The organism is Pseudomonas sp. P4_C1, from assembly GCF_056402155.1.
The window spans coordinates 20,425-37,579 of record NZ_JBFUHY010000026.1 but is presented as its reverse complement, the minus strand read 5'-3'; the positions used below and the strand labels follow the sequence as shown (position 1 = coordinate 37,579).

Sequence of the window (17,155 nt, the reverse complement as noted above, 5' to 3'; positions counted from 1 at the left end):
GCTCAAACAGTGCGGTATTCGACGGTCAGGTGAGACAGTTCATGGACCGGCGCCAGGCGTTCGCGAATGGTGTCGGCACTGACATTGGCCGCGACAACAACGCTGACAATCGCGGCCCGCGCCTGGGGACCGACCTGCCAGACATGCAGATCGCTGATACGCACATCGTCCGATGACTCCAGCAGTTCACGAATTTCATCGGCAACGTGCTCATCTGTGACATCGAGCAACACCGCAGCGCTGTCACGCATCAATCCAATGGCCCATTTCGCGATCACGATGGCGCCCACGATGCCCATCACCGGGTCCAGCCACACCCACCCCAGATACCGCCCGGCCAGCAATGCGGCAATCGCCAGCACCGACGTCAAAGCGTCGGCCAACACATGGACATAGGCCGAGCGCAGATTGTTGTCGTGATGGTGATGATGGCCGTGGTCATGGCTATGCCCGTGATCGTGACCATGATGACCGTGGTCGCCCGCGAGCAAAAAGGCACTGACGATGTTTACCGCCAACCCCACCACCGCAATCACGGTCGCTTCGGTGAATGCCACGGTGGTTGGCTGAAACAGGCGAAAAACGGACTCACCGGCAATGCCGATCGCCACCAGCCCCAGCACCATCGCCGAGGCAAAACCGGCCAGGTCTCCGACCTTGCCGGTGCCGAAGCTGTAGCGCGCGTTGTTGGCATTGCGCCGTGCGAATCCATAGGCCGCCGCCGCGATGCCCAAGGCCCCGGCATGGGTGGCCATGTGAAAACCATCGGCCAGCAGCGCCATGGAACCGGTGATGTAACCGGCAGCAATTTCGCCAATCATCATCACAAACGTCAGCGCCACCACCCATAAGGTGCGACGGGCGTTTTCATCATGGGAAGCGCCGAGAAATACATGGTCGTGGGAAAAACGCGAAGCCTGTGGTGCCAGTGTCATGGGGTTCGGGCCTCTATTTGGCATAACGACGGATGGCCAGCAACAAGTCTTCCACGCCCTGGGCGCGTTCTTCATCGCTCAGGCCCGGATGGGCCACGTGCTCGCGGGCGTGGGCGTCGATGAACTGCTCCAGCAGACCATTGACCGCGCCCCGGATCGCAGCAACCAGATGCAGGGTCTTGGCGCAATCGGCATCGGACTCGAGCGCTCGCTCCACGGCTTCCACCTGTCCGGCAATCCGTCTTACCCGCTTGATCAAGTCATCTTTGTGTTCGTGAATGTGCGACATACCTATACCCCCTACCTCTATATGGCGTGTATGGTCGTCGATAGAGCGGAGCCTGGCAAGGCACAATCCGATGACAGGCAGGCCTGGCGGGTCAGCGACTTTCCCAGCTAGTTGGCCGTTAAAGGCCTGGGTTCAACTCCCAACTGCCCGATCCGTCCTGCATCCGGCCAGAACAACGCCGCCTGCCCCACCCGCGCACCGTGTTGATCGATGAGCGTCCACACCTTGCCTTCATGAATCATGAAGGCATTACCTTGCCGATCCACCCGATAGCCACTGTAACCGTGAGCAATGCCATTGGCGGTGACCTGCTCCAGCAGGGTCTGACGCACCGCGCGGTCCAGTGGCGAGGCGCTGAAGCGTGACGGCATGCCCAGAAATTCCGGGCGCGGGTACTTGAAGCAGGCCAGCGCCTGTTCGTTGGCGTAGAAAAAAAGAGGGTCGTCTTCAGCGCCATGGGCCAGCAAACTGTAGGGCGCGTGGGTGTGCAGCCAGTGCAGGCGTTCCAGCCCGGTCAGCGATTCCGGAGCTGGCAGGTGTTTACCGGTCCAGTGCCGATAAGACTGGTCCAGCAGTTCGATGGCTGTAGCGTATTCGTTGATTAGCGGCATGGGCCTCCCAGGCAATCGCGGTCAGTCATCCCGCGTCAGCACTTCCAGCAATTCAATTTCGAAGATCAGGTTCGAATTCGGCGTGATCTTGCCCATGGTGCGTTCGCCATAGGCCAGATGCGCCGGCACCAGCAACTTGCGCTTGCCGCCGACCTGCATGCCCAGGATACCCAAGTCCCAGCCCTTGATGACCCGCCCGGTGCCAATCACGCACTGGAAGGGTTTACCACGGCTATAGGAAGAATCGAATTCGGTCCCGTCCTCCAGCCAGCCACGGTACTGGGTGGTGATCAGTGCGCCTTTGATGGCGGCTTTTCCGTCACCTACTTGCAGATCGATTACCTGAAGCTCGTCATTCATTGAATTCACTCGTATGCTCACTCGCCCTCAAGGGCCTGACGGGCGCCGTTTTCCCAGATTTGCCCTCGATTGGCAACCATTGCCACCTCCCGCGCGACGTTTAAAGCTGTTTGCTGAACTAAAATAATCAACAATTACCCGTACGGTTCACCGCCCTGATGGCCATCCCCGAATGATCCTGCTATGGACCAGCGTCATCCTTGGTTCAACGACGCTCATCCTGATCCTCGCGCTGAAAACCACGACGAGGAATACCGCGTGGTCTGGTCCGACGGCACCATCCGCTGGCTGCGGGAAACCGGCAACGTGGTCAAGAACGACCGCGACGAAACGATCAAGATGATGGGCGTGGTGCGCGACATCACCGAAGAAAAGGCCTCGGCCAACTACCTCAAGTACCTGGCCCATTACGACCCGTTGACCGGCCTGCCCAATCGCCTGGTGCTCGAAGAGCGCCTGTCCGAAGCGCTGGAGCTGGCGCGCACCAGTGCCACATCGGCACCAGCCTTGGCGTCGCGGTGTTTCCCGATCACGCACCGAGCATCGACCGCCTGCTGCACATTGCCGACCTGGCGATGTATGAGGCCAAGCGCAGCGGGAACAATCAGTATCGGCTGGGCACCGAGAGCGTGGTGTGGGCACATAGCGAATAACGCTTCGGCGGCGGGTGCCCATCGCGAGCAAGCTCGCTCCCACAGTGATTTGTGCTGTACACAGTATTTGCGTACGACCAAAAAACATTGTGGGAGCGAGCCTGCTCGCGAAGGCGGCGGCACAACTGCATGGATGTAACTGAAAGCCCACGGTAGAYCTTCACAGAGCCCAGCCTTTATCCTTGGCGCCCCCGTTGTGTCGAGTTCTGGAGTTTCGCCCATGCCCCATGAAGGCAACCTGCTACAAGCCGCTGTCGTATTTCTGATGGCGGCCGTGCTCATCGTTCCATTGGCCAAGCGCCTGCAACTGGGGGCGGTTCTGGGTTATCTGTTTGCCGGGGTGATCATCGGCCCGTCGGTGCTGGGCCTGATCGACAACCCGCAAAGCGTCGCGAACATTTCCGAACTCGGCGTGGTGTTGCTGTTGTTCATCATCGGCCTGGAGCTGTCGCCGCGACGCCTGTGGGTGATGCGCAAATCAGTGTTTGGCGTAGGTTTGGCGCAAGTGTTGTTGACCGGCACGGTGATTGGCGTGGTGGCGCTGTGGCTGTTTGGCCAGCCATTGAACACCGCGATCGTCCTCGGCCTCGGGCTGGCGCTGTCATCCACGGCATTCGGCCTGCAAAGCCTGGCTGAACGCAAGGAACTGACCAGCCCCCACGGGCGGCTGGCGTTCGCGATCCTGTTGTTTCAGGACATCGCCGCGATTCCGTTGATCGCCATGGTGCCATTGCTGGCCGGCGGCGATCACCGCACCACCGCCAGCGAAGACCTGAACCACGGCCTGCAAGTGCTGTTCAGCATCGCGGTGGTGGTGATCGGCGGGCGTTATCTGCTGCGGCCGGTGTTTCGTGTGGTGGCCAAAACCGCGCTGCCAGAGGTTTCCACCGCCACGGCGTTGCTGGTGGTGATCGGCACGGCATGGCTGATGGAACTGGCTGGAATTTCCATGGCCCTGGGCGCATTCCTCGCCGGCCTGCTGCTGGCGGATTCCGAGTATCGCCATGAACTGGAAGCCCAGATCGAGCCTTTCAAAGGCCTGTTGCTGGGGCTGTTTTTCATCAGCGTCGGCATGGGTGCGAACCTGAGCCTGTTGCTGAGCATGCCGATCTCGGTGCTGGGCCTGACCCTGATGCTGATCGCGATCAAACTGCCGCTGCTGTTTATTGTCGGTCGCCTGGCCGGTGGCTTGAAGAAGGTCAGTGCGATCCGCCTGGGTATCGTGCTTGCGGCCGGTGGTGAATTTGCCTTTGTGGTGTTCAAGATCGGTCGCGATCATGGGCTGTTCGCCGCAGAACTGTATGACTTGCTGGTGTTGACCATCACCCTGTCCATGGCCGTGACGCCGCTGTTGCTGCTGGTGTGCGCGCGCTTGGTCAGCCCGAAAGTGCAACCGGTGGAAGTACCGGAGAAGTTCCGCGAAATCGACGCCGACGCGCCACGGGTGGTGATCGCCGGTATGGGTCGCATGGGCCAGATCATTGCGCGGATTCTGCGTGCGCAGAACATCAAGTTCGTGGCCCTCGACACCTCGGTGGAAACCATCGAACTGTCCCGCAGCTTCGGTGGCGTGCCGGTCTTCTACGGCGACCCGATGCGCCCGGAAATCCTCAACGCGGCCAAGGTCGGGGAAGCCGAGTATTTCGTGATCGCCACCGACGACCCGGACACCAATATCAAGACCGCCGAACTGGTGCGCAAGCTCTACCCGCACATGAAAATCATCGCCCGTGCCCGTAACCGCCAGCATGTGCACCGGCTAATGGACGTCGGCGCTCACGCCGTGCGCGAAACCTATTATTCGAGCCTGGAAATGAGCCGGCAAACCCTGATCGGCCTGGGATTGACCCAGGCCCAGGCGGATGCGCGGATCAAACGCTTCAAGCAGCACGACGAAGAGGTGCTTGAAGCCCAGCATGCGGTGTATGACGACGCGGTGAAAGTGCTGCAGACGGCGCAGGAAGCGCGGGCGGAACTGGCCAGGTTATTCGAGTCGGATCAACTGCAAGAGCAAGCGGGCACAAAATGAGGTGAATTTGAGGGCCTCATCGCGAGCAGGCTCGCTCCTACACTGGATCTTTGTCGCTTATACGCTCTTCTGTAGGAGCGAGCCTGCTCGCGATGAACGATGACGCGGTGTGATGGATCAACAACAATCGCCAAGGAGCCACCATGGCTGACAAACCCTCTCCGGCCCTCAAGGAAATCTTCAACACCGAGCGCCTCCAGCACATCGCGAGCGAAATGACCGCGGTCTATCCGCCCTTCGAGGCCAGGCGTTTCCTGAAGCTGGCCCAATCCGGCCTGGCTGACCTCAGCGTCATGCAGCGCATGGCCCGGGTCAGCGAATGCCTGCACGCGGTGTTGTCGCTGGACTATGAAGCGTCGCTGGGGGTGCTGCGTGCCCTCGCCCCGCGCCTCAACAGCGGCTTCGTCAGCATGTGCCTGCCGCACTATGTCGCCAGCTACGGCGTCCATGCGTTCGATCAGTCGATGGACGCACTGAAGTACTTCACCGCCTTCGGCTCCTCGGAATTCGCAATCCGTCACTTTCTGCGCAGCGACCTCGAACGCTCACTCAAGTTGATGCACGACTGGTCACTGGACGACAACGAGCATGTGCGGCGCCTGGCCAGCGAAGGCTGTCGGCCACGCCTGCCCTGGTCATTCCGGCTGGAGCCCATCCAGACCGATCCGACACTGGCCGCGAACATCCTCGACAACCTCAAGGCCGACAACAGCCTGTACGTGCGCAAGTCCGTCGCCAACCACCTCAACGACATCACCAAGGATCACCCCGACTGGGTGCTGGACCTGATCGAAGGCTGGTCGCTGGACAACAGGCACACCGCATGGATCGCCAGACACGCCCTGCGTAGCCTGATCAAACAGGGCAACCGGCGGGCACTGGCGATCATCGGCGCGGGCGGCAAGCCTGAGGTCGAGATCGTTGATGTAAAAGTCGAACCGCCGGTGATTGGTCTGGGAGAAAAGATCACCCTGTCGTTTGCCGTCAAATCCACCGTTCAAAGCGGCCAACGCCTGGTGATCGACTACGCCATCGACTACGTCAAGGCCAACGGCAGCACCTCGGCGAAGGTATTCAAACTCAAGGCGCTGACGCTGCCGGGCAATGCCGTCGAAGCCGTCAGCCGTGGTCAGCAGATCAAGGAACTCACCACCCGCCGGCATTATGCGGGGCGCCACGCGGTGCATATCATGGTCAATGGTGAAAGGCTGGCCAGTACCGCATTCGAGATTGTTGCTTGAACCTCGGGATGGATATTGGATGTGCCGCCGCCATCGCGAGCAAGCTCGCTCCCACATTGGAATACGCCCCCCTGTAGGAGCGAGCCTGCTCGCGATGGCGCCAGTTCAGGCACCACCCAACAACAACCCCTGCTCCCGCTCACACAACTCCACCACATAATCCCACAACACCCGCAACCGCACCGATTTGTGCAACTCCCGGCGGGTACTGATCCAATAGCTGCGCTGGATGCTTTCGTCCGGCAGCAGCGGCACCAGGTCCGGGTCGGCACTGGCCATGTAGCACGGCAGCACGGCAATCCCCAGGCCTGAGCGGGCCGCCTGTTGCTGGGCGATCACGCTGGTGCTGTGAAACACCACCTGCGGATTGCGGCAGAAGCTGTTGAGGAACATCAGTTCCTGGCTGAACAGCAAATCATCGACGTAACCGATCCACGCATGGCGCCCCAGGTCCTCACGACTGCGCAACGGTGGCGAGCGGTCGAGGTAGTCCTGGCTGGCATACAACGCCAGGCGATAGTCGGTGAGCTTGCGGGTGACCAGCATGTCGGCGGACGGGCGCTCGAGGTGGATGCTGATTTCCGCCTCGCGGTTGAGGATGCTGACAAAACGTGGCACCGCCACCAGCTCCACTTCCAGCCCCGGATAGCGTTCGAACAAGCCGTTCATGCGGCTGGCGAGGAACATGATGCCCAGCCCTTCGGTCACCCCGACGCGGATCTTGCCCAGCGGCGCGCTGGATTGGGTGATTTCCTCCTGGGCCAGCAACGCCACGTTTTCCATCGCCTCGGCGTGTTTAAGCAATGCCTCGCCCGCCGGGGTCATCTCATATCCCTGGGCATGTTGAACGAACAACGCCGTGCCGAGGCTCTTTTCGATGGCCTCGATGTGCCGCGCCACGGTGGCATGGGTGGTGTTCAGGCGGCGGGCGGCCGTGAGCAAACGCCCGCTGCGCTGCAATTCGAGAAAAAACCGCAGGTCATTCCAGTCGAACATGAATCGTCCTTGTTCTTTGCCGTTCGGGATGCTGTTTAAAAACGCACAGCGGCTGCGCAAAAACTAACATTCTTTTGACGAAAGCTAACAACTAGGATGACAGACAACAAGAACAACAAAACGAGATCAGGGATGCAGACTTCTCTGGATGAATACGATTACATCGTGGTCGGGGCCGGGCCGGCCGGGTGTCTGCTGGCCAATCGACTGTCGGCCAACCCGCAACATCGTGTGTTGCTGCTCGAAGCCGGTGGCCGCGACAACTATGCGTGGATTCACATCCCCGTGGGTTACCTGTTCTGCATCGGCAACCCGCGCACCGACTGGTGCTTCAAGACCGAAGCGCAACCGGGCCTGCAAGGGCGCGCCCTGAGCTACCCGCGCGGCAAGGTGCTGGGTGGCTGCTCATCGATCAACGGCATGATCTACATGCGCGGCCAGGCTGCTGACTACGACCGCTGGGCCGCCGACGGCAACCCCGGCTGGAGCTGGCAAGACGTGTTGCCGCTGTTCAAACAGAGTGAAAACCACTTTGCCGGCGCCGCCGAATTTCACGGCGCCGCGGGCGAATGGCGAGTCGAACGCCAGCGCCTGTCCTGGCCGATTCTCGATGCGTTCCGCAGCGCCGCCGAACAAAGCGGCATCGCCAGCATCGATGACTTCAACCAGGGCGACAACGAAGGTTGCGGTTACTTCCAGGTCAATCAGAAGGCCGGCATCCGCTGGAACGCGTCCAAGGCCTTTCTCAAACCGGTGCGCCAGCGTCCCAATCTCACCGTACTGACCGGTGTCGAAGTCGACCGCGTGCGGCTGGACAATGGCCGCGCCTCGGCGGTCAGCGCCCGCTGGCAAGGCCAGGCGAAAACCTTCAAGGCATGCAAGGAAATCGTCCTCTGTGCCGGCTCGGTCGGTTCGCCCAGCATCCTGCAACGCTCCGGCATCGGCCCGCGTCCACTGCTGGAGCGGCTGGGCATAGGCGTCGCCCATGAGCTACCCGGCGTCGGTGGCAACCTGCAGGATCACCTGCAACTGCGGCTGATCTACAAGCTGGAAAATGCCCGCACCCTGAACCAGATTGCCGGCAGCCTGTGGGGCAAGCTGGGCATGGGCCTGCGCTACCTGTACGACCGCAGCGGCCCGCTGTCCATGGCGCCGAGCCAGTTGGGCGCCTTTGCCCGCTCGGGACCGGAGCAGACTTCAGCCAACCTCGAATACCATGTGCAACCACTGTCGCTGGAGCGCTTTGGCGAACCGTTGCACGCGTTCCCGGCGTTCACCGCATCGGTCTGCGATTTGCGTCCGCAAAGCCGTGGCCGGGTGGAAATCCGCTCCGCCGATCCGCAAGAAGCCCCGCTGATCCAACCCAATTACCTGAGCCATCCGGAAGACCTGCGGGTCGCCGCCGACGCCATTCGCCTGACCCGCCGTATCGTCGCCGCCCCGGCCCTGCGCGCCTTCAATCCAGTGGAATACCTGCCCGGCGACAGCCTGCAAAGCGAAGAACAACTGCACGAAGCCGCCGCGCGGATCGGCACCACGATCTTCCATCCGGTGGGTACCTGCCGCATGGGCAACGACGCCGACGCCGTGGTCGATGCGCAACTCAAGGTCCACGGCATCCCCGGCCTGCGCATTGCCGATGCCTCGATCATGCCGCGCATCACCTCGGGCAACACCTGCTCGCCGACACTGATGATTGCCGAGAAGGCTGCGCAGATGATCCTCAATCCATCAGTAAACACATCACCTGTGGGAGCGGGCTTGCCCGCGATGACGGTGTGACATTCAACATCATTGTTGATTGACCCACCGTCATCGCGAGCAAGCTCGCTCCCACAAGGACAGCTCTTGATTCACGGACATCAAGCATCACCCCTACAAGGAACACGCAACACCAGTGGAACAACAAAAACAATCACTGTGAGGGATACCGGTATGTCAGAGAACGTTCAAACCCTGGAAGCCGTGCGCAGCACGGGCACCAGCCAGGAAACCCAGAAAGTCATCTTCGCCTCGTCCCTCGGGACGGTCTTCGAGTGGTACGACTTTTTCCTCTATGGCGCCCTCGCGGCGGTGATCAGCAAGCAGTTTTTCGCCGGGGTCAACGACACCACGGCATTCATCTTCGCGCTGATGGCCTTCGCCGCCGGCTTCATCGTCCGGCCGTTCGGTGCGCTGGTATTCGGTCGGTTGGGGGACATGATCGGGCGCAAGTACACCTTCCTCGCCACCATCATTCTCATGGGCCTGGCAACGTTCTGCGTCGGATTGCTGCCGACCTACGCCAGTATCGGCATCGCTGCACCGATCATCCTGGTGGTGTTGCGCATGCTCCAGGGCCTGGCCCTGGGCGGTGAATACGGCGGCGCCGCGACCTATGTCGCCGAGCACGCGCCCATCGGCAAGCGTGGCTTCCACACCAGTTGGATTCAGTCCACCGCGACCCTGGGCCTGCTGCTCTCGCTGCTGGTGGTGCTGGGCTGCCGCTACTTCACCGGCGATCAGTTCGAAGTCTGGGGCTGGCGCATTCCGTTCCTGTTTTCCATCGTGCTACTGGGCATCTCGACCTGGATTCGCATGAGCCTGCACGAGTCGCCGGCCTTCGTGAAAATGAAAGAAGAAGGCAAGCTGTGTAAACAGCCGATTCGCGACTCCTTCGGCAAATGGGAAAACCTCAAGGTGGTGTTGATCGCCCTGTTCAGCATCAATGCCGGGCAAGCGGTGACCTTCTACGCCGCGCAATTCTATGTGCTGTTCTTCCTCACCCAGTTCCTGAAAATGGACCCGGCCGTGGCCAATGGTTTACTGATTGTCAGCGTGATCATTGGCGCCCCCTTCTTCATTTTCTTTGGCTGGCTGTCGGACAAGGTCGGGCGTAAACCGGTGCTGATGATCGGCCTGCTGCTGGCCACCGCGCTGTACTTCCCGATCTTCAAGACCCTGGCCCACTACGCCAACCCGGCCATCGACCAGGCCAGCCGCCAGGCACCGATCACCGTGATGGCCGACCCGGCCACCTGCACCTTCCAGTTCGACCCGGTGGGCAAGGCGAAATTCGATAGCCCGTGCGACAAGGTCAAGACCTTCCTCGTCAAACAGGGCTTGCCGTACAACAGTGCTGTCGCACCGGTCGGGAGCGGCGTGCAAGTCAGCATCGGTGACGTGAAGATCGACGGTTTCGACGAAGCCGCCCTGCGCGGTGCCGTGACCCTCGCCGGTTATCCGCAACAGGCAGACATGCAGCAAATCAACAAGCCGATGATCGTGGCACTGATCGTCGCGCTGATCATCATCTCCGCGATGTGCTACGGCCCGCTGGCGGCGTTGATGGTCGAACTGTTCCCGACCCGCATCCGCTACACCTCGATGTCCCTGCCCTACCACATCGGCAACGGCTGGTTCGGCGGCTTCCTGCCGACGGTGTCGTTTGCGCTGGTGGTGTACACCGGGGACATCTTCTACGGGCTGTGGTACCCGGTGGTGATCACCGGGGTGAGCCTGGTGGTGGGGATGATTTGCCTGCGTGAGACGCGCAACGTCGATCTCGACAAGAACTGAGGTTATGCATGTCGACGAGGGAGCTGGCTCCCTCGTCGCGGCGATCAGCCCCGATCAGACCTCGGCATCCAGCAACTCGAACTTCACTTGATCCGGGTAGAACGCCAGGTATCCGCGGATTTGCTCCACCGACACCTTGGGATCCTCGTAACTCCACACCGCGTTGGCGCCTTCATGCCCCGGCACCTGCAGGCTGAAATAGCTGGCATCGCCCTTGTACGGGCAATAGCTGGTGTGGTCGGTGCGGGCGAAATACTTCTCGTCGATGTCCTCTCGCGGCACGTAGTACACCGGCGGATAGTTGGCCTCCAGCAACACCAGGGCCCGCGCCGAGGCGGCCACCTGAATACCGTGAAATCTCACCAGCAGACAGCCGGGCTGCTCGGCGATGGTGATGACAGGACTAGGACCGGAGCTTTTCATGGAAAACGTTCCTCATGACGGTGATGGACCTGCAAATCGATTGTGGGAGCGTGGCTTGCCCGCGATGGGTTGCGCAGCAGCCCCAAAACCTGAAACCACGATTTATCAGGTATAACCCAAGTTTTACCCTCGCGACGGCTTCGCAGCCGAACGGAAGCGACACACAAAACTGTACATCCATACAGATAAAGATTGCTCCATTACCCATCAACCGCCATTCTGTGCACCTCTGACACATAGATCGACGATGGTGGTTATGCGGCTGTACCTCTGTGAAAAACCTTCCCAGGCCAAAGACATCGCGGCAGTCCTCGGCGCCCGGCGCCGGGGCGATGGCTGCTGGCTGGGAACGGACGTCACGGTGACCTGGTGCATTGGCCACCTGCTGGAAACCGCACCGCCGGATGCCTACGACGCCCGCTACAAGCGCTGGGTGCTGGCCGACCTGCCGATCATTCCCGAAAAATGGAAAATGACCGTCAAGCCGCGCACCGCCAGCCAGTACAAGGCGGTCAAGCGCCTGCTCGGCGAAGCGTCCGAACTGATCATTGCCACGGACGCCGACCGCGAGGGCGAGATGATCGCCCGGGAACTGGTGGAGCATTGCCGCTATCGCGGGCCGATCCGCCGCCTCTGGTTGTCGGCGCTGGACGATGCGTCCATCCGCAAGGCCCTCGCGGCCCTCAAACCGGGGAACGAAACCTTCAGCCTCTATCACTCGGCCCTGGGGCGTTCCCGGGCCGACTGGCTGATCGGCATGAACATGAGCCGACTGTTCACCCTGCTGGGGCGCCAATCCGGTTACCAAGGCGTGTTGCCGGTCGGCCGGGTGCAAACGCCGACGTTGCGCCTGGTGGTGGATCGCGATCGCAGCATCGCCGACTTTGTGCCCGTCCCCTATTGGGCCATCGATGTGCAACTGCTGCACAACGGCACCTCATTCACCGCGCAATGGCGCGCGGCATCCGACCTTTGCGACGATCAGGACCGCTGCCTGAATCAGGCGCTGGCACAACAGGCGGCGGCCGCCATGAGCGGTGCGGCCAGTGCGCGGGTGATCAAGCTGCGCACCGAACGGATGCGCGAAGTGGCCCCGCTGCCGTTCGACCTGGGCACCCTGCAGGAGGTCTGTTCAAAGAAGCTCGGCCTCGGCGCCCAGGAAACCCTCGACATCGCCCAGGCGCTGTACGAAACCCACAAGGTCATCACCTATCCGCGCAGTGATTGCGGCTACTTGCCCCTCAGCCAGCACAGCGAAGCACCGGCCATTCTGGCGGCGTTGCGCCAGGCGGATCCGGCGTTGAACGCCTTGCACGATCACCTTGATCCGCAACGGCGCTCACGGGCCTGGAACGATGCCAAGGTCAGCGCTCACCACGGCATCATCCCCACCGCTGCGGCAAAGAACCTCGACAAGCTGGCGGGCAAACAGCGTGCGGTCTACACGCTGATCCGCGCCCGGTATCTGGCGCAATTCCTGCCCAACCACGAATACGACCGCACCCAGGCCGACTTCGACTGCGCCGGCGAGGCTCTGCGCGCTGTCGGCAAGCAGATCATCGAGCCAGGCTGGAAACGCGCCCTGCCCGAAGCACTGGCTCCGGCCAAGGGGCGCGAAGCCCCGGCGCCGCAGACCCTGCCCAACCTGGCCGAAGGCATCGATTGCGCAGTGGCCGGCGTGCAACTCAAGGACCTCTGGACCCAGCCGCCGAAGCCGTTCACTGAAGGCGATCTGATCAAGGCGATGAAGAATGTCGCCAAACTGGTGGAGGACCCGCTGCTCAAGCAAAAGCTCAAGGACACCACCGGCATCGGCACCGAAGCGACTCGCGCGTCGATCATCCAGGGCCTGCTCGACCGTGGCTACCTGGTCAAGAACGGCAAGGCCCTGGCCGCGACGCCAGCCGCGTTCAGCCTGATCGATGCCGTGCCACGGGCCATCGCCGATCCGGGCACCACGGCGATCTGGGAACAGGCCCTGGACATGGTGCAAAGCGGGGAAATGAGCCTGGAAGAGTTCGTCACCAAACAGGCGGCGTGGATGAGCAAGCAGGTCAGTCGCTGCGCCGGGCTGAGCATGACCATCAGCGGCCCGCCGCCCACCGGTTCCGCCGCAGCCCCATGGAAGAAAAAACGCAAAGGCGCCCCGCGCAAACCAGCAAGCGGCACCAAGCGCAGGGCAAAGCCGGCAAGCAAGACTTAACCCTCGCCACAGGATACTCATCGCACGATCTATCCTTGTCTGACCGAGACAGGAGCCAACCCACATGTCCTCGATAGAACTGCACGCCGCCCAACGCGATGAACTGGAAACCATCGAGAACCTGATGCAGTTCTACACCTACGACTTCAGCGAATGGCTGCCGCTGAAACTGGGCGAATACGGTTTGTTCAACATCCTGCCCATGCCCGACTACTGGCGAAACCCGGCCACCCGGCCCTTCCTGATCAAGGTCGACGGTGAACTGGCCGGCTTCGTGTCCGTGGATAACCAGGTCCATCTACCCGGTGCCGACTACAACATCGGCTATCTGTTTGTCAGCCGACGCTTCCGTGGCCGGGGTGTCGCGCGATTTGTCGTTTCCACCCTCTTGAGCCGATTCCCCGGTCAATGGCAGATTTTCCACATCGAGGCGAACCAGCCGGCACGCCTGTTCTGGGCCGCCGTGATGCCGGGGCTCGACATTGGCGGATTCACCTTGCATCAGCAGGTGGTTGACCGCCATCCCTGTACTTTTTACCGCTTTGAGTGTCCGCCTTTGTCGTCCTGACCGACACGCCCTCGACTGCCCCGCTAATTCCTGACAGCATTGTCCGACAATATGTAGTGACCAAAAATAATCACTACAAAACCGTTGACGCCTCCGATTTGCCCTTGCATGATGCAGACGTCTCCCCGATCGGGAGTACAGGCAACACGTTTGAGCAAGCTCGTCTGACCGCCGAGCTGTTTTTCCCGGATACACGCTGCCCACAAGGCAGATTGAAGAAGCTGACCTGGCCTGAACGTCCAGTACAAGGGCGAGAAGTCTTGGCGAGCAATCCTCATGAAGCTTGTGGCCGACCCTGAAAACGTCGGCAGTGGCCTTAAGGTTTTCGCCGCTTCTCTTCGTTGTGACGCGATTGCGTAGCAGTTATTCAACACGACTACATGCAACAGACGCAGGACCCCGCCCGATAAGGCGGTCGAACGCTGACGTCCTGGTTTCGGTGCCAGGGATCAACTAACCGATGGGCTACCTGTATTAGCGAATCAACTTTGAAAGATCACCAATTGGTCAAGGGGCTTTATGATGAATCTGAACAATCAACCAACTATCGATGAACTGGCTCGTATCTTCGCTGCAAAGAAAGACAGCCACGACAACCATATTCTCTGGATCAGCAAGTGTGGCCAGGTTCATATCGACTGCCTGTCGCCGCACGCCCATGAAGCAGAGTTCGACCAGAACAACCAGAACCTGCTCGCCCGACTGAAGATGTACCGTCGCGGCCAGGGCTATGTCGGCAAGAAGGCCGCGGCCGACAAGGACTTCATCGGTAATGTTCTGCAAACCCTGAAACAGGCCTGGGCCTCGATGCAGAATCAGAACGAAGTTCGGGTGATTGACCGGTTCTACTAATTAAACAAGTCATTACTGACTGGTTAAAAACAAGGCCTGCTCCCAATTAGGAGCAGGCCTTTTTTATGCTTGAATAAAAACCAACTGTAGGAGCGAGCCTGCTCGCGAAGGCGGTGTGTCAGATATAACCATGCTAATTGATACACCGCCTTCGCGAGCAGGCTCGCTCCTACAAGGGTTTGCAGTGTTCAGGAAACACTCATCCCCAACACCAACTCCACAAACGCCACCGCCGCCGCACTGTGATAGTTGTTCTTGCGCCGAAGCAACGCGGCCCCACGCTCTGGCGCTGCGCCCTGCATGGACAATTTGCGCAACGCCCGATCCTGAGTAGCGATGGGTTCCGGCAGGATGGTGGCGATGGCGCACTGGCGGATGACTTCCAGCAGCGTGTTGACCGAATTCACTTCAATCACCACTTTCGGCCTGATGTGCGCCTGAGCGAAATACTCATCGATGCAGGTGCGGGTGATGTAGTCCGGGGTCAGCAGGGCAAACTCAAGCTGAGCCACCTCTTCAGCGGACAACGCGTCCTGATGTTCGTACAGCGGATGATCGCGCCCAACCATCAACCCCAGGGTTTCGGTAAAGGCCGGAATCGATTCGATGTCGGTGCTTCTCACCTGATCAAACGCAATCGCGATATCCAGCGAATCATCCGCCAGCCCCGCCTCGATCTCGTCCATCGAAAGCTCGAAAATCTCCAGATGGATGTTCGGGTAACGCGCCATGTAGTCGCGCACCAGCGGCCCTACCAGATAGGCCATGAAGGTCGGTGTCATGGCCAGGCGCAGGTTCCCGCGGGACAAATCCTTCACGTCGTGCAACGCACGCTTGCCCGCCTCCAGCTCCACCAGTACCCGCCGCGCGCATTCAATGTAAGCCTCGCCGGCATCGGTGGGTTTGACCGTGCGCGAGGTGCGGTCGAACAGACTCACGCCCAGGGATTCTTCCAGTTGGCGGATCTGCTGCGACAGGGTCGGCTGGGACACGTGCAGCATTTCGGCGGCGCGGGTGAAACCACCCTGTTCGGCCACCGCCAACAGATAACGTAAATGTCGAAGCAACATGGGATTCTCAATCTATAGGCAGTGCTTATAGCTTGCATTGTATATCGGTCTTGGACGCTATGGATTGATCGGCAGAAGATGGCCCCACACCCAAGCGGCACCCCTTCCGATAGGAGAATCACCATGCAACAGTCCCATGCCTACAACGACCCAAGCCTGGCCCTGACCACTTCTGTCCTTGATGCCAAGGCGCGCAAAAACCTGTCGTGGCAGGATCTGGCCGACGGCACAGGTTTGAGCCTGGCCTACGTCACCGCAGCCCTGCTCGGGCAACACCCGCTGCCGGAAAGCGCTGCCAAAGTGGTCGGCGACAAACTCGAACTGGACGCCGACGCCGTGGCCCAGCTACAGATCATCCCGCTGCGCGGCAGCCTCTCGGGTGTGCCAACCGACCCGACCATCTACCGTTTCTACGAAATGATCCAGATCTACGGCACCACCCTCAAAGCCCTGGTTCATGAGCAGTTCGGCGACGGCATCATCAGCGCGATCAATTTCAAGCTCGACATGAAGAAAGTCGAAGATCCGGAAGGCGGCTCCCGCGCCGTCATCACCCTCGACGGCAAGTTCCTGCCCCTGCGTCCCTTCTAAGTTGATACCGGCCCGCACGCCCCGTGCGGGCCGAACCCTGCTCATCCTTGAGGAAGCGATCATGAAAGCGCTCATCGACGGTTTTTTGAAGTTTCAGAAAGAAGCCTTTGCGCAACGCACCGACCTGTTCAAACACCTGGCCACCACCCAACATCCAGGCACGCTGTTCATCAGCTGTTCCGACAGCCGTGTCGTGCCGGAACTGCTGACCCAACAAGAACCCGGTGAACTGTTCGTGATCCGTAACGCCGGCAACATCGTGCCGTCCTACAGTCCGCATCCAGGTGGTGTATCGGCCACGGTCGAATACGCCGTCGCTGTGCTCGGCGTGACTGACATCGTGATCTGCGGCCATTCGGACTGCGGCGCCATGACGGCCGTGGCCAAGTGCACATGCATGGATCACCTGCCTGCCGTCAGCGGCTGGCTGCAACACGCCGAGTCGGCGAAAGTGATCAACGAAGGCCGGCCACATGCCAATGAAGCGGCCAAGGTCAGTTCGATGGTTCGGGAGAATGTCATCGCCCAACTGGCCAACATCCAGACACACCCGAGTGTGCGACTGGCCCAGGAAAAGGGCCTGTTGAACCTGCATGGCTGGGTGTACGACATCGAGACCGGTTCGATCGACGCACTGGATGCCGGCAGCCGGAGCTTCGTGTCGCTGGTCGAGCATCCGGGCACTTGCGCCGTATCGGCCAAGACGATCAAAGCCGCGTGATCAGAACCGCTGTTTGATCAAAAAAGTGACCGCCCTTGCAGCGGTCACTGGTTCC

Annotated in this window: 16 protein-coding genes and 1 pseudogene; 10 read left to right on the top strand and 7 right to left on the bottom strand. The window is 60.6% G+C overall.

The features are described from left to right. Positions 1 to 2: 2 nt before the first annotated feature. The 4 genes from dmeF to AC1DU9_RS16440 all read right to left on the bottom strand — a co-directional run bounded on the left by dmeF (position 3) and on the right by AC1DU9_RS16440 (position 2,195). Positions 3 to 935, bottom strand: a complete 933-nt coding sequence (gene dmeF / locus AC1DU9_RS16455; RefSeq protein WP_223461963.1) for a CDF family Co(II)/Ni(II) efflux transporter DmeF — start codon at positions 933 to 935, stop codon at positions 3 to 5. A 13-nt stretch (positions 936 to 948) separates the two neighbouring features. After that, the gene (locus AC1DU9_RS16450) at positions 949 to 1,224 is read right to left on the bottom strand and encodes a metal/formaldehyde-sensitive transcriptional repressor (RefSeq protein WP_108215964.1); all 276 of its coding nucleotides are present in this window, start codon (positions 1,222 to 1,224) and stop codon (positions 949 to 951) included. A 107-nt stretch (positions 1,225 to 1,331) separates the two neighbouring features. Next, on the bottom strand, positions 1,332 to 1,835 hold the full coding sequence (locus AC1DU9_RS16445; RefSeq protein ID WP_223461965.1) for an MEKHLA domain-containing protein: 504 nt from the start codon (positions 1,833 to 1,835) through the stop codon (positions 1,332 to 1,334). 21 nt (positions 1,836 to 1,856) lie between these two features. Beyond that, on the bottom strand, positions 1,857 to 2,195 hold the full coding sequence (locus tag AC1DU9_RS16440; protein WP_223461967.1) for an FKBP-type peptidyl-prolyl cis-trans isomerase: 339 nt from the start codon (positions 2,193 to 2,195) through the stop codon (positions 1,857 to 1,859). A 216-nt stretch (positions 2,196 to 2,411) separates the two neighbouring features. Here AC1DU9_RS16440 and AC1DU9_RS16435 point away from each other — a divergent pair. The 3 genes and pseudogenes from AC1DU9_RS16435 to AC1DU9_RS16425 form a co-directional block, all read left to right on the top strand. Further along, positions 2,412 to 2,848: pseudogene (locus tag AC1DU9_RS16435) on the top strand (diguanylate cyclase domain-containing protein); the annotation flags it as partial. A gap of 220 nt (positions 2,849 to 3,068) precedes the next feature. Beyond that, the gene (locus AC1DU9_RS16430) at positions 3,069 to 4,877 is read left to right on the top strand and encodes a monovalent cation:proton antiporter-2 (CPA2) family protein (RefSeq protein WP_223461969.1); all 1,809 of its coding nucleotides are present in this window, start codon (positions 3,069 to 3,071) and stop codon (positions 4,875 to 4,877) included. Between the two features lie 143 nt (positions 4,878 to 5,020). Further along, positions 5,021 to 6,118, top strand: a complete 1,098-nt coding sequence (locus tag AC1DU9_RS16425; protein ID WP_477810482.1) for a DNA alkylation repair protein — start codon at positions 5,021 to 5,023, stop codon at positions 6,116 to 6,118. Positions 6,119 to 6,223: 105 nt separating this feature from the next. On the opposite strand, the gene AC1DU9_RS16420 is transcribed toward AC1DU9_RS16425, so the two are convergent. Next, positions 6,224 to 7,114 carry a LysR family transcriptional regulator gene (locus AC1DU9_RS16420; protein WP_477810481.1) on the bottom strand — a complete coding sequence of 297 codons (891 nt, stop codon included), beginning with the start codon at positions 7,112 to 7,114 and terminating at the stop codon, positions 6,224 to 6,226. A gap of 132 nt (positions 7,115 to 7,246) precedes the next feature. Here AC1DU9_RS16420 and AC1DU9_RS16415 point away from each other — a divergent pair, with 132 nt between their 5' ends. Both AC1DU9_RS16415 and AC1DU9_RS16410 read left to right on the top strand, forming a co-directional pair. Further along, on the top strand, positions 7,247 to 8,896 hold the full coding sequence (locus tag AC1DU9_RS16415) for a GMC family oxidoreductase (protein ID WP_223463753.1): 1,650 nt from the start codon (positions 7,247 to 7,249) through the stop codon (positions 8,894 to 8,896). 153 nt (positions 8,897 to 9,049) lie between these two features. Then, a complete protein-coding gene (locus AC1DU9_RS16410) occupies positions 9,050 to 10,672 on the top strand; it encodes an MFS transporter (RefSeq protein ID WP_477810480.1) in 1,623 nt (540 codons plus the stop codon). A gap of 54 nt (positions 10,673 to 10,726) precedes the next feature. Here the strand turns inward: AC1DU9_RS16410 and AC1DU9_RS16405 are convergent, their stop codons facing one another. After that, positions 10,727 to 11,095, bottom strand: a complete 369-nt coding sequence (locus AC1DU9_RS16405; protein WP_223463755.1) for a DUF427 domain-containing protein — start codon at positions 11,093 to 11,095, stop codon at positions 10,727 to 10,729. A 256-nt stretch (positions 11,096 to 11,351) separates the two neighbouring features. Here AC1DU9_RS16405 and AC1DU9_RS16400 point away from each other — a divergent pair, with 256 nt between their 5' ends. The 3 genes from AC1DU9_RS16400 to AC1DU9_RS16390 all read left to right on the top strand — a co-directional run bounded on the left by AC1DU9_RS16400 (position 11,352) and on the right by AC1DU9_RS16390 (position 14,718). Continuing rightward, on the top strand, positions 11,352 to 13,298 hold the full coding sequence (locus tag AC1DU9_RS16400) for a DNA topoisomerase III (protein ID WP_263289960.1): 1,947 nt from the start codon (positions 11,352 to 11,354) through the stop codon (positions 13,296 to 13,298). Between the two features lie 64 nt (positions 13,299 to 13,362). Then, positions 13,363 to 13,866, top strand: coding sequence for a GNAT family N-acetyltransferase (locus tag AC1DU9_RS16395; protein WP_223463757.1), 504 nt, complete (start codon positions 13,363 to 13,365; stop codon positions 13,864 to 13,866). A gap of 522 nt (positions 13,867 to 14,388) precedes the next feature. Further along, entirely contained in the window at positions 14,389 to 14,718 is a 330-nt protein-coding gene (locus AC1DU9_RS16390) for a hypothetical protein (protein ID WP_032829393.1), read from the top strand. A gap of 188 nt (positions 14,719 to 14,906) precedes the next feature. On the opposite strand, the gene cynR is transcribed toward AC1DU9_RS16390, so the two are convergent. Further along, entirely contained in the window at positions 14,907 to 15,788 is an 882-nt protein-coding gene (cynR, locus tag AC1DU9_RS16385) for a transcriptional regulator CynR (protein ID WP_223463758.1), read from the bottom strand. A gap of 123 nt (positions 15,789 to 15,911) precedes the next feature. Here cynR and cynS point away from each other — a divergent pair, with 123 nt between their 5' ends. Both cynS and AC1DU9_RS16375 read left to right on the top strand, forming a co-directional pair. Further along, positions 15,912 to 16,379 carry a cyanase gene (gene cynS / locus AC1DU9_RS16380; protein WP_223463759.1) on the top strand — a complete coding sequence of 156 codons (468 nt, stop codon included), beginning with the start codon at positions 15,912 to 15,914 and terminating at the stop codon, positions 16,377 to 16,379. Positions 16,380 to 16,440: 61 nt separating this feature from the next. After that, the gene (locus tag AC1DU9_RS16375; RefSeq protein ID WP_223463760.1) at positions 16,441 to 17,100 is read left to right on the top strand and encodes a carbonic anhydrase; all 660 of its coding nucleotides are present in this window, start codon (positions 16,441 to 16,443) and stop codon (positions 17,098 to 17,100) included. The last annotated feature ends 55 nt before the right edge of the window (positions 17,101 to 17,155 follow it).

What these genes read in the sequence shown, in the direction of transcription:
- AC1DU9_RS16415 (WP_223463753.1), top strand. Translation starts at nt 7,247, where the DNA reads ATGCAGACTTCTCTGGATGAATACGATTACATCGTGGTCGGGGCCGGG.
- AC1DU9_RS16425 (WP_477810482.1), top strand. Translation starts at nt 5,021, where the DNA reads ATGGCTGACAAACCCTCTCCGGCCCTCAAGGAAATCTTCAACACCGAG.
- AC1DU9_RS16375 (WP_223463760.1), top strand. Translation starts at nt 16,441, where the DNA reads ATGAAAGCGCTCATCGACGGTTTTTTGAAGTTTCAGAAAGAAGCCTTT.
- AC1DU9_RS16410 (WP_477810480.1), top strand. Translation starts at nt 9,050, where the DNA reads ATGTCAGAGAACGTTCAAACCCTGGAAGCCGTGCGCAGCACGGGCACC.
- AC1DU9_RS16405 (WP_223463755.1), bottom strand. Translation starts at nt 11,095, where the DNA reads ATGAAAAGCTCCGGTCCTAGTCCTGTCATCACCATCGCCGAGCAGCCC.
- AC1DU9_RS16445 (WP_223461965.1), bottom strand. Translation starts at nt 1,835, where the DNA reads ATGCCGCTAATCAACGAATACGCTACAGCCATCGAACTGCTGGACCAG.
- AC1DU9_RS16400 (WP_263289960.1), top strand. Translation starts at nt 11,352, where the DNA reads ATGCGGCTGTACCTCTGTGAAAAACCTTCCCAGGCCAAAGACATCGCG.
- cynR (WP_223463758.1), bottom strand. Translation starts at nt 15,788, where the DNA reads ATGTTGCTTCGACATTTACGTTATCTGTTGGCGGTGGCCGAACAGGGT.
- dmeF (WP_223461963.1), bottom strand. Translation starts at nt 935, where the DNA reads ATGACACTGGCACCACAGGCTTCGCGTTTTTCCCACGACCATGTATTT.
- AC1DU9_RS16395 (WP_223463757.1), top strand. Translation starts at nt 13,363, where the DNA reads ATGTCCTCGATAGAACTGCACGCCGCCCAACGCGATGAACTGGAAACC.
- AC1DU9_RS16430 (WP_223461969.1), top strand. Translation starts at nt 3,069, where the DNA reads ATGCCCCATGAAGGCAACCTGCTACAAGCCGCTGTCGTATTTCTGATG.
- cynS (WP_223463759.1), top strand. Translation starts at nt 15,912, where the DNA reads ATGCAACAGTCCCATGCCTACAACGACCCAAGCCTGGCCCTGACCACT.
- AC1DU9_RS16450 (WP_108215964.1), bottom strand. Translation starts at nt 1,224, where the DNA reads ATGTCGCACATTCACGAACACAAAGATGACTTGATCAAGCGGGTAAGA.
- AC1DU9_RS16420 (WP_477810481.1), bottom strand. Translation starts at nt 7,114, where the DNA reads ATGTTCGACTGGAATGACCTGCGGTTTTTTCTCGAATTGCAGCGCAGC.
- AC1DU9_RS16390 (WP_032829393.1), top strand. Translation starts at nt 14,389, where the DNA reads ATGAATCTGAACAATCAACCAACTATCGATGAACTGGCTCGTATCTTC.
- AC1DU9_RS16440 (WP_223461967.1), bottom strand. Translation starts at nt 2,195, where the DNA reads ATGAATGACGAGCTTCAGGTAATCGATCTGCAAGTAGGTGACGGAAAA.